Source organism: Mycobacterium sp. WMMD1722 (assembly GCF_049315205.1).
Classification (GTDB): Bacteria; Actinomycetota; Actinomycetes; order Mycobacteriales; family Mycobacteriaceae; genus Mycobacterium.
Genome location: NZ_CP186056.1, coordinates 186,250 through 202,291 on the forward strand (window position 1 = coordinate 186,250; position 16,042 = coordinate 202,291).

General features: G+C 68.1%; 13 protein-coding genes. 9 read left to right on the forward strand and 4 right to left on the reverse strand.

The features are described 5' to 3' along the window. Window positions 1-5: 5 nt before the first annotated feature. The 3 genes from ACN27E_RS00895 to ACN27E_RS00905 are packed head-to-tail and all read left to right on the forward strand — an operon-like array spanning window position 6 to window position 5,901. On the forward strand, window positions 6-4,835 hold the full coding sequence (locus tag ACN27E_RS00895) for an NAD-glutamate dehydrogenase (protein ID WP_422746161.1): 4,830 nt from the start codon (window positions 6-8) through the stop codon (window positions 4,833-4,835). Continuing rightward, window positions 4,832-5,245 carry an acyl-CoA thioesterase gene (locus ACN27E_RS00900; RefSeq protein WP_422746162.1) on the forward strand — a complete coding sequence of 138 codons (414 nt, stop codon included), beginning with the start codon at window positions 4,832-4,834 and terminating at the stop codon, window positions 5,243-5,245. Before ACN27E_RS00895 ends, ACN27E_RS00900 begins: the two co-directional genes overlap by 4 nt. Beyond that, complete coding sequence (locus ACN27E_RS00905) at window positions 5,242-5,901, forward strand: hypothetical protein (protein WP_422746163.1); 660 nt, start codon at window positions 5,242-5,244, stop codon at window positions 5,899-5,901. The genes ACN27E_RS00900 and ACN27E_RS00905 overlap by 4 nt, the downstream gene beginning before the upstream one ends. On the opposite strand, the gene ACN27E_RS00910 is transcribed toward ACN27E_RS00905, so the two are convergent. Both ACN27E_RS00910 and ACN27E_RS00915 read right to left on the reverse strand, forming a co-directional pair. Beyond that, window positions 5,898-7,466, reverse strand: coding sequence for a glycoside hydrolase family 13 protein (locus tag ACN27E_RS00910; RefSeq protein ID WP_422746164.1), 1,569 nt, complete (start codon window positions 7,464-7,466; stop codon window positions 5,898-5,900). The genes ACN27E_RS00905 and ACN27E_RS00910 overlap by 4 nt on opposite strands. 25 nt (window positions 7,467-7,491) lie before the next feature. After that, complete coding sequence (locus ACN27E_RS00915; protein WP_422746165.1) at window positions 7,492-7,896, reverse strand: globin; 405 nt, start codon at window positions 7,894-7,896, stop codon at window positions 7,492-7,494. Window positions 7,897-8,041: 145 nt separating this feature from the next. Here ACN27E_RS00915 and ACN27E_RS00920 point away from each other — a divergent pair, with 145 nt between their 5' ends. The 6 genes from ACN27E_RS00920 to ACN27E_RS00945 all read left to right on the forward strand — a co-directional run bounded on the left by ACN27E_RS00920 (window position 8,042) and on the right by ACN27E_RS00945 (window position 12,863). Then, window positions 8,042-8,728 (forward strand): HNH endonuclease, encoded by a 687-nt coding sequence (locus ACN27E_RS00920; RefSeq protein ID WP_422746166.1) that lies wholly within the window; start codon window positions 8,042-8,044, stop codon window positions 8,726-8,728. Window positions 8,729-8,755: 27 nt separating this feature from the next. Next, window positions 8,756-8,986, forward strand: coding sequence for a hypothetical protein (locus ACN27E_RS00925; RefSeq protein ID WP_422746167.1), 231 nt, complete (start codon window positions 8,756-8,758; stop codon window positions 8,984-8,986). Further along, on the forward strand, window positions 8,973-9,446 hold the full coding sequence (locus tag ACN27E_RS00930) for a DUF5130 domain-containing protein (protein ID WP_422746168.1): 474 nt from the start codon (window positions 8,973-8,975) through the stop codon (window positions 9,444-9,446). Before ACN27E_RS00925 ends, ACN27E_RS00930 begins: the two co-directional genes overlap by 14 nt. A 140-nt stretch (window positions 9,447-9,586) precedes the next feature. Further along, complete coding sequence (locus ACN27E_RS00935; protein ID WP_422746169.1) at window positions 9,587-10,408, forward strand: DUF1206 domain-containing protein; 822 nt, start codon at window positions 9,587-9,589, stop codon at window positions 10,406-10,408. Window positions 10,409-10,451: 43 nt separating this feature from the next. Beyond that, entirely contained in the window at window positions 10,452-11,636 is a 1,185-nt protein-coding gene (locus tag ACN27E_RS00940; protein WP_422746170.1) for a sensor domain-containing diguanylate cyclase, read from the forward strand. Window positions 11,637-11,672: 36 nt separating this feature from the next. Beyond that, window positions 11,673-12,863, forward strand: a complete 1,191-nt coding sequence (locus tag ACN27E_RS00945) for a GGDEF domain-containing protein (RefSeq protein WP_422746171.1) — start codon at window positions 11,673-11,675, stop codon at window positions 12,861-12,863. A gap of 64 nt (window positions 12,864-12,927) precedes the next feature. On the opposite strand, the gene ACN27E_RS00950 is transcribed toward ACN27E_RS00945, so the two are convergent. Beyond that, window positions 12,928-13,290 (reverse strand): HNH endonuclease, encoded by a 363-nt coding sequence (locus ACN27E_RS00950; protein WP_422746172.1) that lies wholly within the window; start codon window positions 13,288-13,290, stop codon window positions 12,928-12,930. Between the two features lie 99 nt (window positions 13,291-13,389). Then, window positions 13,390-16,011: an aminopeptidase N gene (pepN, locus tag ACN27E_RS00955; RefSeq protein WP_422746173.1), complete on the reverse strand. Its 2,622-nt coding sequence runs from the start codon at window positions 16,009-16,011 to the stop codon at window positions 13,390-13,392. Window positions 16,012-16,042 lie beyond the last annotated feature (31 nt).

Here is a 16,042-nt window from a genome sequence, read left to right on the forward strand (position 1 = left end):
TCCGCATGACGGCTGGTAGCGCCGACACCGACGAGTTGGCCCGTGCCTATCGCGCGACCTACCGCGGACCACACGCGGACGCATCGGACGTCGGCGCCGTCACCGCATCGACGCAATGGTCCAGCCCGCGCGGCGGTGCCGGCTCATCCGATGCCGGCATCTCCGACGACGTGGTCAGTGCGCACCGCCGGCTGGCCCAGCACAGACAGGCCGGCGAGACGCTCGTCGCCAGCTACGGCGACGACGACCCGGACGGCTTCGGACCCGCCCTGCAGATCGTCACCGATCAGGGGCCGATGCTCCTGGACTCGATCACCGTGTTGCTGCATCGCCGCGGCGTCACCTATCGGGCGATCATGAATCCGGTGTTCCGGGTGCGCCGTGACGCGGCCGGGGAACTGCAGGACGTCCACCCCGCCCGCCACGGCGACGGCGACGGGCTCGACGAGGCGTGGATCCACATCGAGCTGTCGCGTTCCGCCGACCGGGACGCCGTCGACGACGTCCGGCGACTGCTGCCGGCGATCCTGGCCGATGTCCGCGACATCGCCCGCGACCGCGAAGCGATGGGTGCGGCGCTGACGTCGCTGGCCGATGCCCTGGACACCGACGACGGTCGGTTCCGGGCGCCGGATCGCGCGGATGTCGCTGCGCTGCTGCGCTGGCTGGCCGACGGGCACTTCGTCCTGCTGGGCTGCCAGCGCTGCCCCGTCGATGACGGCGAGTCCTCGGTGCAGCGGGACAGCCGTCTGGGCGCCCTGCGCCGTCGCGAGGACGTGCTGCCGCCGCTGACCCGTGAGGGCGAACTGCTGACCCTGGCACAGGCGACGATTCCGAGCTATCTGCGCTACGGCACCTACCCCTACATCGTCGTCATCCGCGAGCAGTCCGGCGACGGAACCGTCGTCGAACACCGCTTCGTCGGGTTGTTCACCGTCGCGGCCATGAACGCCAACGTGCTCGACATCCCGTTGATCTGCGGACGGGTGGACGCCGCGCTGCGGATGGCGCAGGAAGATCCGAGCCACCCCGAACAGCTGCTGCTCGACATCATCCAGACGGTTCCGCGGCCGGAGTTGTTCGCGCTGACCGCCGAGGATCTGCTCGAAATGGCCATGGCGGTGGTCGACCTCGGTTCACGCCGCCGCGCCCTGCTCTTCCTGCGGGCGGACAGCCTCGCGCATTTCGTGTCCTGTCTGGTGTATCTGCCACGCGACCGCTACACGACCGCGGTCCGGCTGCAGATGCAGGACATCCTGGTCGCCGAACTCGGCGGCGAGAGCATCGACTATTCCGCGCGGGTCAGCGAATCGCCCTGGGCGGTCGTTCATTTCACGGTTCGCCTGCCGGGCGGCACCCGGCCCGGCGACGTCGACGTCTCGCCGGGCAATCAGGACCGGATCCAGCGGCTGCTCACCGAGGCGGCCCGCACCTGGGGGGACCGCCTGCTGGGGGCGGTCGCTGCGCAGGATCTCGGCCAGGGCGTCGCCGAGCACTACGCCGAGGCCTTCCACGAGGATTACAAGCAGGCCGTCAGCCCGAGCGACGCCATCGCCGACATCGCGATCGTGCAGGAGCTGCACGACGATTCGGTCAAGCTGGTCTTCACGCAGGGCCGCGACGACCGTGTCGGTCAGCTGACCTGGTATCTGGGCGGCCGATCGGCATCGCTGAGTCAGCTCCTGCCCATGCTGCAGTCGATGGGCGTCGTGGTGCTCGAAGAACGCCCCTTCACCGTCACCCGCCCGGACGGCCTGCCGGTATGGATCTACCGGTTCAACATCTCGCCGCACCCCACCATGCCCCGGGCATCCGAGGACGAGGCCCAACGCGACGCCACCGCGCAGCGGTTCGCCGATGCGGTCACCGCCATCTGGCACGGACGTATGGAGATCGACCGGTTCAACGAGCTGGTTCTGCGGGCCGGGTTGACCTGGCCCCAGGTGACCGTGGTGCGGGCCTACGCGAAATATCTCCGCCAGGCCGGCTTCCCGTACAGCCAGTCGCACATCGAGTCCGTCGTCAACGACAATCCGGGAACGGCCGCATCGCTGATCGAGCTGTTCGAAGCCCTCTTCGATCCCGACGGCGATACCGACCGGCGCAGCGCCCAGGACGCGGCCAAGGCGGTGGCCGCCGATATCGACGCGCTGGTCAGCCTCGACACCGACCGCGTGCTGCGCGCCTTCGCGTCGATGATCCAGGCGACTCTGCGGACCAACTACTTCGTCACCCGTCAGGAGTCCGCGCGCGCCCGCAACGTGCTGTCGATCAAACTCGATCCCGGCCTGATCGACGAACTGCCCTTGCCCAGACCGAAATTCGAGATCTTCGTCTACTCGCCCCGCGTCGAGGGCGTCCATCTGCGGTTCGGCTACGTCGCCCGCGGCGGACTACGGTGGTCCGACCGTCGCGAGGACTTCCGCACCGAGATCCTGGGCCTGGTCAAGGCGCAGGCAGTCAAGAATGCCGTCATCGTCCCGGTCGGCGCCAAGGGTGGGTTCGTGGTCAAGAATCCGCCGGTGCCCACCGGCGACGCCGCCGCCGACCGCGAGGCACAGCGCAACGCCGGTGTGGACTGCTACAAGCTCTTCATCAGCGGTCTGCTCGACGTCACCGACAACGTCGACAAGACCACCGGTGCGGTGACTGCGCCTCCGGGCGTGGTCCGCCGCGACGACGATGACGCCTATCTGGTGGTGGCCGCCGACAAGGGCACGGCCACGTTCTCCGACATCGCCAACGAGGTGGCGCTGTCCTACGGATTCTGGCTCGGTGACGCGTTCGCCTCGGGCGGGTCGGTCGGCTATGACCACAAGGCCATGGGCATCACGGCCAAAGGTGCGTGGGAATCGGTCAAACGGCATTTCCGGGAGATGGGGCTCGACACTCAGACCGAAGACTTCACCGTCGTCGGCATCGGCGACATGAGCGGAGACGTGTTCGGCAACGGCATGTTGCTCTCCGAACACATCCGCCTGGTCGCCGCGTTCGACCACCGGCACGTGTTCCTCGACCCGGATCCGGACGCGGCCTCGTCGTTCCAAGAGCGTAAGCGGCTGTTCGACCAACCCCGCTCGTCGTGGGAGGACTACGACACATCCCTGATCAGCGAGGGCGGCGGCGTGTATTCCCGTGCGGGCAAGTCGATCCCGATCAGTCCCCAGGTGCGGGAGGTGCTCGGCCTCGACGGGGACCGGGACGAGATGACCCCGCCGGCGCTGATGAAGGCGATCCTCAGGGCGCCGGTCGACCTGCTGTGGAACGGCGGCATCGGCACGTACGTGAAGGCCGAGACCGAATCCGACGCCGACGTGGGAGACCGTGCCAACGACCCGATCCGGGTCAACGGTAACCAGGTGCGCGCGAAGGTGATCGGGGAGGGCGGCAACCTCGGTGTGACATCGCGCGGCCGGATCGAGTTCGACCTCGCCGGCGGCCGGATCAACACCGACGCCCTGGACAACTCCGCCGGGGTGGACTGCTCCGACCACGAAGTCAACATCAAGATCCTGATCGACTCGCTGGTGACTGCGGGCAAGGTGGACGCCGCCGAGCGGACCGAGCTGCTGCTGTCGATGACCGACGAGGTCGGTCGACTGGTGCTCTCCGACAACGAGGACCAGAACGACCTGATGGGCACCAGCCGCGCCAACGCGGCCGGCCTGCTGTCGGTGCACGCTCGAATGATCAGCGAGTTCGTCGCCGAGCGGGGACTCAACCGTGAGTTGGAGGCGCTGCCGACCGACAAGGAGATCCGCAGGCGCCTCGACGCCGGGATCGGGCTCACCTCACCGGAACTCGCGACGCTGATGGCTCACGTGAAACTGGCGCTCAAGGATGATGTGCTCGCCAGTGACCTACCCGACCAAGAGGCGTTCGCCGCGCGGCTGCCGACATACTTCCCGTCCATGCTGCGGGAGAAGTTCGGCGCCGACACCCGTTCACACCAACTGCGCCGCGAGATCGTGACCACGATGCTGGTCAACGATCTGGTCGACACCAGCGGCATCACCTACGCCTACCGAGTGACCGAGGACATGGGTGTCGGTCCGGTCGACGCGGTCCGCAGCTTCGTCGCGGTCAACGCCATCTTCGGCGTCGGAGATATCTGGCGTCAGATCCGCGCAGCCTCCCAGGCCAACGGCATACCGGTGTCGATCAGCGATCGCATGACCCTCGACCTGCGCCGCCTGATCGATCGGGCCAGCCGGTGGCTGATCAACTACCGGCCGCAGCCGCTGGCCGTCGGCGCCGAAATCAACCGCTTCGCCGAGAAGGTCGCCGCGCTGACGCCGCGGATGTCGCAGTGGCTTCGCGGCGACGACCAGGCCATCGTGGAGAAGGAGGCCGGTGAGTTCGCGGGCCACGGCGCACCGCGGGATCTGGCGTACATGGTGGCCACGGGTCTCTACCGGTTCAGTCTGCTCGACATCATCGACATCGCCGACATCGACGACCGCGATCCGGCTGAGGTGGCCGACACGTACTTCGCGCTGATGGACCACCTCAACACCGACAGCCTGCTCACCTCGGTGTCGCAGCTGCCGCGCGGTGACCGTTGGCATTCCCTGGCACGGCTGGCGATCCGCGACGACATCTACGGTTCGCTGCGCTCGTTGTGTTTCGACGTGTTGGGCGCCGGTGAGCCCGGCGAGACCGGTGAGCAGAAGATCGCCGAGTGGGAACACACGAACAGCTCCCGGGTCGCGCGGGCCCGCCGCACACTCACCGAGATATACGAGGGCGGCGAACGCGATCTGGCGACGCTGTCGGTGGCGGCGCGTCAGATCCGGAGCATGACGAGAACGAGCGGAACGGGGTCTTCGGGGTGAACGCCGGCTTTGTGGCGCCGGTGCATGTGCGGTGGTCCGACATCGACATGTATCAGCACATCAACCACGCGACCATGGTCACCATCCTCGAAGAGGCGCGGATCCCGTTCCTGCTCGAGCCGTTCGGCGATGACATCATCACCATCGGTCTGCTGATCGCCGAGGTCAACATCAGCTACAAGGGACAGCTGCGGCTGATCGATTCGCCCCTGCAGGTCACCATGTGGTCCAAGCGAGTCCGGGCCGTCGACTTCACCATCGGCTACGAGGTGCGGCCGGTGGGTGCCGAATCCGGAACCAAGCCCTCGGTGATCGCCGAGACCCAGTTGGCCGCCGTCCACATCGAGGAGCAGCGGCTGGTGCGCCTCACGCCGGCGCAGCGCGAATATCTGCAGCGCTACCAGCGATGAGGACCCCGGAACGCGGCATCTGGCTCGCGGACCGCAGCCATCGCGACGACCTGGCCACCTTCGCCGAGCGCGCGCAGCGACTCGACGATGCGGCGGTGGTGCGGCTGCGTGAACGCCGCCCAGACGCTCTGATCGCCTGGGTGTCAACCGGTTTCGACGTGCTGGCCAGCCGGGTGGTCGCCGGCCGGATGTCGCCGGGCGACATGTGCGCCGGCGCCGACGCGCTCGGGACCGGGCTGGCCGCGATGGACACCTCGGGATACGTCGACCCCGGGTTCCCGATGGATTCGGCATGGCGCACCGGCCTGCCCCCCGATACCGGGTTCGTCCACCTCGACGACATACCTGCCCGCGCCGTGCTCGACTTGGCACAACGCGGTGGTGCGCTGGCCCGCGAACACGGGAGCGCGCACGGGCCGCCGTCATCGTTGCTCGACCAGGAGGTGGTCGCGGTCAGTGCGGACGAGGAGACCGTCGGGGTGCCGATGCGTTGCGTCTTCGCGCTCACCGCAATGGGTTTCCTACCGCAGACCGGCGACATGCTGAGCGCAGAGGAGATCGTCCGGGTGCGGGCCCTGCCGAGTTGGCTGCGCATCGACGCGCGGTTCGGTTCGGTCTACCGTCGCCGTGGCGACCCCGCGGTCGTGTTGCGCTAGCCGATCCAGGCGGCCGCGTCGGCCGGCAGCTGCCCGTCCTCGGGTGCGCTGCTGGCCAGCAGCACCTCACCCGGGGGGAGCGGTACGGGTTGTGAGCCGGCGTTGAGCACACAGGTCAATCCCGCGGACGTCCGCAGGGTGAGCACATCGCCGTGCGCGCTCAGCTCATCGAGCGTCGTCCCGTCGAATTCCGTTCGCTCCCGGCGTAATCGGAGTGCCCGGCGGAAGAAGTTCAGGGTCGAATCGGGGTCGCCGTCCTGGCGCTGCACCGTCCACCCCGACCACTCCGGCGGGATCGGCAGCCACGTCTCGGGCGCCGCCGAGAATCCGAAGGGCGGTTCGTCGCCCGACCACGGCATCGGCACCCGGCAGCCGTCGCGTCCCCGCTCGGTGTGGTCGGAGCGTTCCCACACCGGGTCCTGTAGCACGTCGTCGGGCAGGTCCACGTTGGGCAGACCCAGTTCCTCACCGTTGTAGACGAACACCGTGCCGGGCAGCGCCAGCATCACCAGGGCCATCGCTCGGGCCCGGGCCAGGCCGGCCGTGCCGCCGCCGTAGCGGCTCACTTCGCGCTCGACGTCGTGGTTGGACAGACACCAGGTCGGCGTGGCGCCCTGCAGGGCCACCGCGGCCAGCGAATTCTCGATCGCGTCACGGATCTCGGCCGCGACGAATTCCGCCCGCACCAGCCGGAAGTTGAAACCCAGGTGCAGTTCGTCGGGACGCAGATACGCGGCGAACGCCTCGTTGTCGTAGACCCACACCTCGCCCACCGCGACCGCGCCGGGATAGTCGTCGAGCACCGAACGGATGCCGCGGTGGATGTCGTGCACACCTTCGTGATCGAAGCGCGGATCACTGCCCGCGTCGGCCAGCAGCTTGTGCTCGGCCAGTTCCATGTCGGGCAGGTCCGGCGGTTTGCTCATCCCGTGCGCCACGTCGATGCGGAAACCGTCCACCCCGCGGTCCAGCCAGAATCGCAACGTCTTTTCGAGATCTTCGAAGATCTCCGGGTTCTCCCAATTCAGGTCCGGCTGCTCGGGATCGAACAGGTGCAGATACCACTGTCCGGGGGCACCGTCCGGTTCGACGATGCGCGTCCAGGCCGGTCCGCCGAACACCGAGACCCAGTTGTTGGGCGGATGGATGCCGCCCGGCCCGGAGCCGTCGCGGAAGAGGTAGCGCGCCCGCTGATCGGTGTCCGGGCCTGCGGCCAGGGCGGCCTGGAACCACGGGTGCTGGGAGCTGGTGTGGTTGGGCACCAGGTCCATCGTTACCTTGATCCCGCGCTCGTGCGCCTCGGACACCAGCCGGTCGAGCGCCTCGATGTCACCGAACATCGGGTCGATGTCGCGCGGATCCGCGACGTCGTAGCCGTGATCGGCCATGGGCGAGACGGTCACCGGGTTGAGCCACAGCGCGTCGACCCCGAGCTGGCGGAGATAATCCAAGCCGGCCCGCACGCCGTCGAGATCGCCGATGCCGTCGCCGTTGCTGTCGCGGAAGGACCGGGGGTAGACCTGGTAGAACGTCGCCCTGGACCACCAGGGAGTCTCGGCTGTCATCGTCCCCGATTGTCCTCTGTGCCGATCAGAACGGCGAATTGACCATCGACTGGGCGGCCATCTCGAGATAGGCGATCAGCTCGCGGCGGTGGTCGTCATCGAGGGTCTGCGAATCGATCTCGGCCACCGCGGTGTGCATACAGCGCAGCCACGCGTCGCGTTCGATGTAGCCGATGCGGAACGGGGCGTGGCGCATCCGCAGCCGGGGGTGACCGCGCTGGTCGGAGTAGGTGCGGGGCCCGCCCCAATACTGCTCGAGGAACATCCGCAACCGAATCTCGGCGGCGTCGAGTTCGTCCTCGGGATAGAGCGGGCGCAGGATCTCGTCCTCGCGCACCAGCTCGTAGAACCGGGCCACGATCGCGGTGAAGGTGTCGTGCCCGCCGACCTCGTCGTAGAACGACCGCGCTGGTTGCGTCACCCCATCCATTGTGGTCCATGGCGGCGTCCGGCCGGGTTCGGGACCCCTCGCGTCGCGGCCGTCACCGGAAGTTCACCGGACTGACCTGCGAACACGGCCCGAATTGTCGTGCGCTCGTCGTGGATCCGTGGTGGACTGTCTCACCGGAGGACCAATGGCGCATCGCAAGAGAAGCCCGGCGAAACCGGCTGGTCACAAGCGTGCGGCCGCGGCCGGAGTTCCGGGCCCCGCGGCGATGCCCAGTGTCCTGCACCGTGTCGAGAAACACGGAGTCTTCGAGAAGCACGGAGTCGAGCCCCCGCTGCCCGGCCACGACGGATCGCTGTGGGGCCGCCGCCGGGTGCTGTTGCTCAACTCCACCTACGAGCCGTTGACCGCTCTGCCGATGCGGCGGGCGGTGATCATGGTGATGTGCGGGAAGGCCGATATCGTCCACGACGATCCGGCCGGGCCGGTGATCCATTCGGCCTCGCGCAGCATCACCGTGCCCTCGGTGATCCGGTTGCGGACGTTTGTTCGGGTGCCCTACCGGGCGCGGGTGCCGATGACCCGGGCGGCGCTGATGCACCGCGACCGGTTCCGCTGCGCGTACTGCGGCGCCAAGGCCGACACCGTCGACCACGTGGTGCCACGCAGCCGCGGCGGCGACCACTCCTGGGAGAACTGTGTCGCCGCCTGCGCGCCGTGCAACCATCGCAAGGCCGACCACCTGCTGTCCGACCTCGGTTGGGCGCTGCGCTCGGTGCCCCTGCCGCCCAAGGGGCAGCACTGGCGGCTGCTGTCGACGGTCAAGGAACTCGACCCCGCCTGGATCAGATATCTGGGTGAGGGCGCGGCCTGACGGCCGGGTGGGATACGGTTTGTGCTCGTGACCCCCCTAGTCCACTCCCTGTTCCTGCTCGTGCCATTGGGGCTGGCCGCGGTGCTGGCGCTGTTCATCTGGCGCGGGAAGCCCGCCCACCCGGCGACGTACAAGATGACCGATCCCTGGACGCACGCACCGATCCTGTGGGCGGCCGAAGAGCCGGCCGATCACGGACACGGCGGGCACCTTGGCGACCACGTGACAGTAGGAGGCGGCGCAAGTGGCAAGTGGTGAGATCGCGACTGCGGCCGGTCACGACCTCGACCTGCCCCGCGGCTGGGCGCTGACGTCCAGCGGGCGGCTCTCGGGGGTCACCGAGCCCGGCGAGCTGTCGGTGCACTACCCCTTCCCGACCCGGGATCTGGTCACCCTCGACGACGCGCTGAAGTATGGCTCGAGGGGCGCCAAGGCCCGCTTCGCGGTCTACATCGGTGATCTCGGCGCTGACACCGCGGCCACCGCGCGCGAGCTCCTGGCCAAGGTGCCGACGCCGGAGAACGCCGTGCTGCTGGCCGTCTCGCCGGACCAGCGCGCCATCGAGGTGGTGTACGGCTCCGAGGTCAAGAACCGCGGCATCGAGGAGGCCGCCCCGCTCGGGGTGTCCGCCGCTGCCGCGTCGTTCCAGGAGGGCAACCTCATCGACGGGCTGATCAGCGGTATCCGCGTGCTGTCGGCCGGCGTCTCGCCCCGCTGAACCCTTTCCGCGAGCGCGCGTGTCTGCACGCGACACGCCGGTGATCGGCGGACATTTGCGCACACTCGCGGGCGGGAGATCGGTGCGCGTCGTCACTCGGATGACACGTTGACACGGCTTGATCGGGGTAACCCCCTCCCGTGAGTCAGGTCCGGCGCGCCGCGTTCATCCTCCGGCTCACCCGCCATGACGGCCTGCGGTTCGCGGCCCGGATGGGTTACACCGTCAGCGGTCTGCTGCACCTGCTCATCGCGTATCTCATCGTGCGGATCGCCGTCGGGACGCGCGGCGCACACGCGGACCCGTCGGGCGCGCTGGAGACGGTCGCCCAGACCACCGGGGGCGTGACGGCGCTGTGGATCCTGGCCGCCGCGATCGTCCCGCTCGCGCTGTGGCGGCTCGCCGAAGCGCTGGTCGGACTCCACCCGGCCGAAGGTCACCGACCGCACCTCAACGACCACAGCCTGCTCAACCGGCTCAAAGCGCTCGGCTTGCTGCTCGTCTACTGTGGCGTCGCCACCACTGCGGTGCGATACGCCCTCGGCAGCCGCGAGTCCAGTGGTGACCAGAGCGCGGGCATCACCGCCCGGCTGATGCAGCAGGGGTGGGGGCGCGTCGGGCTCGTGATCGCGGGCGCGACGATCGCGATCATCGGCGGCTACAACGCCTACAAGGGTGCGTCGCGGCGTTTCCGCGCCGATCTCACCGATCCGGTCGGGCCGGTCATCACCACTCTGGGCTTCGTCGGCTACGTCGGCGAAGGACTGGTGCTCGGGATCGCCGGCCTGCTGGTGATCGTGGCCGTCGTCGACGCGGACCCGACCAAGGCCCGCGGAATCGACGCCGCGGTCAAGGCGCTCGGCACGACCGGGCCGGGATTGGCGCTGATGGCCGTCGCCGCGGCGGGCTTCGCTGCCTACGGGATGTACAGCTTCACCCTGACCCGGTACGCGCGGATGTGAGCGCCATCGCCGGATTCGGCAAACATCGCTACGATCTCCTGCCATGGCGCCACACGAGTGGCTGAACAGTCTCGCTGCGGCGGGTGTTGCGGCCTTCCGGTGCCGCCGCGATGACACCGGCGTCGTCATCCTCGAGCGCACTGCGGACTTCTTCCGCGTCATGCACGCCCTCACCGACCACCTCGACGAACGTCATCTGCTGTCGGAACTCGACCGCGGCTGGCCGGCGCCGGGCGCCGAATCACCGCTGGTGATCTCGGGGACCGATCCGGCGTGGAAGTGCGTCGTCCACCGCGCAGACGAGCCTCCCGACACGGCCGTCTGCATCATGGCGATGCCCGAGGGTCTCGACGATCACCACGATGCGTTCTTCACGATCGTGGAGAACCTGCCAGACGTCGTCACCCGCCACGATCGTCAGTTCCGGTACGTCTACGTCAATCCGGCGATCGAAGCCGCCACCGGCGTGAGCGCCGAGGCGCGCATCGGCAAAGACCATCGTGAAACAGGCACCCCCGAAGAACTCGTCACCACTTTCCAGTCGATCTACCGACAGGTGTTCGAGACCGGTGAGCCCGCGGAGGCGGAGTTCGACTACACCGGCGTCTCGGGCCTACGCCATTACAGCGGTTGGGCCGTACCCGAACCGGACCACGACGGGCGGGTCAACACCGTGTTGGCGATCGTGCGGGACATCACCGAACTCAAGCGCCTGCAGTACGAACTCGAACAGCTCGCCCAGACCGATCCGCTCACGTCGCTGTTGAACAGGCGCAGCTTTGTCGACCGGGTCGAGCCGGCGCTGGAGCGGGTCCGCGCAGGAACGGGGCGGCTGCACATGCTGATGATCGACATCGACAATTTCAAGGAGATCAACGATCGGTTGGGCCACGGTGCCGGGGATCGGGTTCTCGAGGCGGTCGGTCGAAGTCTGCTCACCGAGACCCCCTTTCCGCACGTTGCGGCGCGACTGGGTGGCGACGAGTTCTGCGTGGCCCTCTTCGATGTCGACGCATCGACCGTGCCGGACTTCGTCGATCGCATCGCTGCACGGATCGCGCAGCTGGATGTGGGCGGATCTTCCGACACGCCGGTCCGCGTCAGCATCGGACATGCAGCCGCCGACCCCAGTGACGGCGATGTGCCGCACCTCCTGGGCCGCGTCGACGCATTGATGTACGACGTCAAATTCCACCGCGCTCGACCGGATCACGAAGCACCCGGCTGACCGATCCGCTACCCGCGGACCATTTACACTTCGCCCATGGGGGCTGGACAACGATGGATCGACACCCTCGCTGCGGCCGGGGTGCCCGCGCTGCTGTGCACCGACGCCGACGCAGATCTCGTCATCGTCTCGCGCACACCGGCCCTTGCGGCGCTTGCTGATTCCCCGAGTCACCATGACGACTTCACCGTCGTCATGGACGGGCTGCGGCTCGCCGTTTCCGCGGGCCGTTTCGGCGCTCCACTGATGTTGCCGGGTGCCGGAACTCAGACCTGGCACTGTGTCATCCAGCCCGTCGCAGCGGGTTCCGGGAGCGCGGAGTACGTGATCCTCGTGCGGCTGCCCACCGCCCAACAGTTGCGTGACGACGCCTTCTTCGCCCTGGTGGAGAACCTGCCCGACATCGTGTCCCGGCACGACCGCAACATTCGGCATCTATACGTGAACCCCGCATTGGACGAGGTCACCGCACCGCTGTCGGCCGCGGATTTCGTCGGCAAAGACCACCGGGAGCTCGGGATGCCGGCACACCTGGTCGACATGTGGCAGTCGGACTATCGCAGGGTCTTCGCGACCGGCGAATCCGTCGAGAGAGAGTTTGAATTCCCCACTTCCCAGGGGCCGCGCCATTTCCTGTTCCGCGCTGTGCCGGAGTTCGCCCCCGACGGATCGGTACGCACCGTCCTCAACGCCGCCCGCGATATCACCGTGCTCAAAGAGCTGCAGCGCCAACTGGAGATGCTTGCACAGACCGATCCCTTGACGTCGCTGTCGAATCGGCGCAGCTTTCTGGATCGACTCACCCGCGAGCTGGCTCGCGTCCACCGCGGCGAATCAGTGTTGAGCCTGCTGCTGCTCGATGTCGACGACTTCAAGGCGGTGAACGACCACTTCGGTCACGCCACGGGCGACCGCGTCCTCGAATCGATCGGAGCGGTGCTGCGCCAGGAGATCCAATTGCACGATTTCGCGGCGCGGGTGGGAGGGGACGAATTCTGCGTCGGACTGGTCGACGCGAACCCCGCGCGAATACGAGCCCTGAAACGGACGATTTCGCACCGTTTGGCGAACCTGACCGACGACACCGGACGAGCGTTGCGGGTGACGGTCAGTATCGGTCAGGTCGAGGCCTCCACCGACGACCGCGACGTCGCGGATCTGATTGGCCGCGTTGACGAGCTGATGTATCAGCAGAAGCCGGCGGCGGCTCGGTCGCGACGGCGATAGCGCCGTCTGACGCTAGTGCCGTCTGTCCCGACGCGGACGCTCGCGGCCGGCCATCCCCAGAGCGTCATGCTGACCCACTCTGCGCGGTAGCGAGCAGTTCGGAACGCACCTGCACGAACCGCTCGAGGAACGCCCGCTCGTCCAGCCGCTTGCGGCGCAGCCACCCGGTCACCTCGTCGTTGCACTTGCTGGCATTGCAGGCGGCACACGCCGGAACCACGTTGTCCAGGGTGTAGCGACCGCCGCGCGAGATCGCCATGACGCAATCACGTTGCAGCGGAACGCCGGTCGTCCCGCAGTACGCGCAGCCCGGCCACGCCGCCTTGATCGCCGCCCACTGTGCCGCGGTCAGGTCGTTGACCACCGCCGCGACGCGACGTTGACGCCGCCGCGCCGCCCGCGCCCGGCGACTGTTGGTGCCCGCCATGGGCGTGAGCCTAAGCCCGTTCGCCGGCGACGAGCGTGCGCGAACTGCCGACGTCGGTCGGCGTGTCGCGGGCAGACACGCCCGCTCGCGGAAGAGGGGTCAGCCCGCGTCGAATTCGCGCGCCCGCAGCGATCGTTGCACCCCGGCGCGGCCCTCGAGTACCAGCCGGCGCAGCGCGGGCGGCACGTCGGAGTCGAGGAACCGATCCGCGGCGGCCAGCCCGTCGGGGCTGATGTCCCACGACGGGTAGAGCCCGACCACGACCGTCTGTGCGACCTCGCTGGAGCGGCGCTCCCACAGCCCGGAGATGGCGGAGAAGTACCTGTCGGTGTACGGCGCGAGCAGCTCCTGCTGACCGGGCTGCACGAATCCGCCCACGATCGCGCGTGTGGTGATGTTGGCCAGGGTGTCGTCTTCGACGACCCGTTCCCAGGCGGCGTCCTTGACCGCCCGTTGCGGGCGTGCCGCCGATGCGGCGGCGGCATGACGCCGGCCCGCGGCGGTCGGGTCGCTACGCGCTTCGGCATCGAGGAAGGGCGTGTCGACCCCGTCGGCGTCGAGGTCACCGCTGGCGGCCAGCGCGGTGACGATGCGCCAGCGCAGATCGGTGTCGATCACCAGCCCGGGCAGATTCACCGCGGCCGGCTCGTTGTCCAGCAGCGTCGAGAGCACCGCGACGTGATGACGCGACAGCACCGAGTTGCACAGCGCGTTGACGAAGGCGAGCTGGTGGTCGGACCCCGGCGCGGCCTCGCCGGCCAGCTCCAGCAGCCGGTCGGCGAAAGCCGGCCAGCCGTTGGTCGCCGCCCACTGGGGATCGGCGTAGGAGTTCAGCGCGGTCTGCGCCTGCAGCAGCAGCCGCTGCGCGACCCCGACCTCGGTCTCGGCGTGGACACCGCTCATCACCAACGCCACGAAATCGCGCGCTTTGAGTTCGGCCTCGCGGGTCATCTCCCAGGCCGCGGACCACGCCAGCGTGCGGGGCAGCGGCTCGGCGATGTCGGCGATGCGGGTGAGCACCGTCTGCAGTGAATCGGTATCCAGGCGCAGCGAGCAGTATGTCAGGTCGTCGTCGTTGACGAGCACCAGTTTGCCTCGTGGAATCCCCTGCAGCGCAGGAACTTCGGTGATGTCGCCCTCGACGTCGAGTTCCTCACGATGCGTCCGCACCAGCTTGCCGGTGGTGGGGTCCTCGTCGTAGACGCCGACGGCGAGCCGATGCACCCTGGTTTCGCCGGCGCCCGGTGCGGCACCGCTCTGCCGGATCGCGAAGCGGGTGAAGCGACCGTCACCGTCGACGTCGAAGTCGGCGCGCAGCGTGTTCAGGCCGGTGGTCTTGAGCCACTGGCGGCCCCAGCCGGACAGATCGCGGCCCGAGGATTTCTCCAGCGCCCCGAGCAGATCGCCGAAGGTGGCGTTGCCGTACGCGTGGTCGCGGAAGTAATCGCGCAGGCCGGCCAGGAAGGATTCCTTCCCGACGTAGGCCACCAGTTGCTTGAGCACGCTGGCGCCCTTGGCGTAGGTGATGCCGTCGAAGTTCACCTCCACCGCGTGCAGGTCGGGGATGTCCGCGGCCACCGGATGGGTCGAGGGCAACTGGTCCTGGCGGTAGGCCCAGGACTTCTCGACGTTGGCGAAGGTGGTCCAGGCTTCGGTGTACTCCGTCGACTCGGCCTGGCAGAGCACCGAGGCGAACGTCGCGAACGACTCGTTGAGCCACAGGTCGTCCCACCACTTCATGGTCACCAGATCGCCGAACCACATGTGCGCCATCTCGTGCAGCACGGTCTCGGCGCGGCGCTCATACGATGCGCGGGTCACCTTGCTGCGGAAGACGTAGTCCTCCAGGAACGTCACCGCGCCGGCGTTCTCCATCGCACCGGCATTGAACTCGGGCACGAACAGCTGGTCGTACTTGCCGAACGCGTACGGCACCCCGAAGTTGTCGTGATAGAACGCGAAACCCTGTTTGGTTTCGGTGAACAGCCGTTCGGCGTCCATGAACTCCGCCAGCGACTTCCGGCAGAACAGCCCGAGCGGAATCTCACCGTGTTCGTCGCGGTACAGGTCATCCCAGCGGGCGTAGGGCCCGGCGATCAGCGCGACCAGATAGGTGCTCATCTTCGGCGTCGTGACGTAGCTGTGCGTCTTGGCCGCACCATCGTCGCGGGTGCCCTCCAGTGCGCCGTTGGACACCACCTGCCAGTGCGCGGGGGCGGTCACGGTCACGTCGAACGTCGCCTTGAGGTCGGGCTGGTCGAAGCAGGCGAACATCCGCTTGGCGTCGGCCGTCTCGAACTGCGAGTACAGATACACCTCGCCGTCGACCGGATCTTCGAAGCGGTGCAGACCCTCGCCGGTGTTGGAGTAGCGGCAGTCGGCGTCGACGACGAGCACGTTGTGCTCGGCCAGACCGTCGAGCGGAATCCCGGTCGACTCGTCATAGCCGGACACGTCGACATCGCGACCGTTGAGGGTCACCGCGCGCAGGGATTCCGCAGCGATGTCGATGTAGCTGTCGGCGCCGGCCAGCGCATCGAATTCGACGGTCGTCACCGACCGGAACGTCTTCTCACCCGGACCGCCCGGCGCACTTCCCGGGTCGCTGCGCTCCTGCCCTCCGGAGCCGTCGGTGAGGTCCAGCTCGATGCGGTAGTTGTCGACGGTGATCAGCGCTGCGCGTTCGACCGCCTGGTCACGGGTCAGATTGGGAAGTGCCACGCCCGTCAACCCTAGACCTCGAACGGGAACA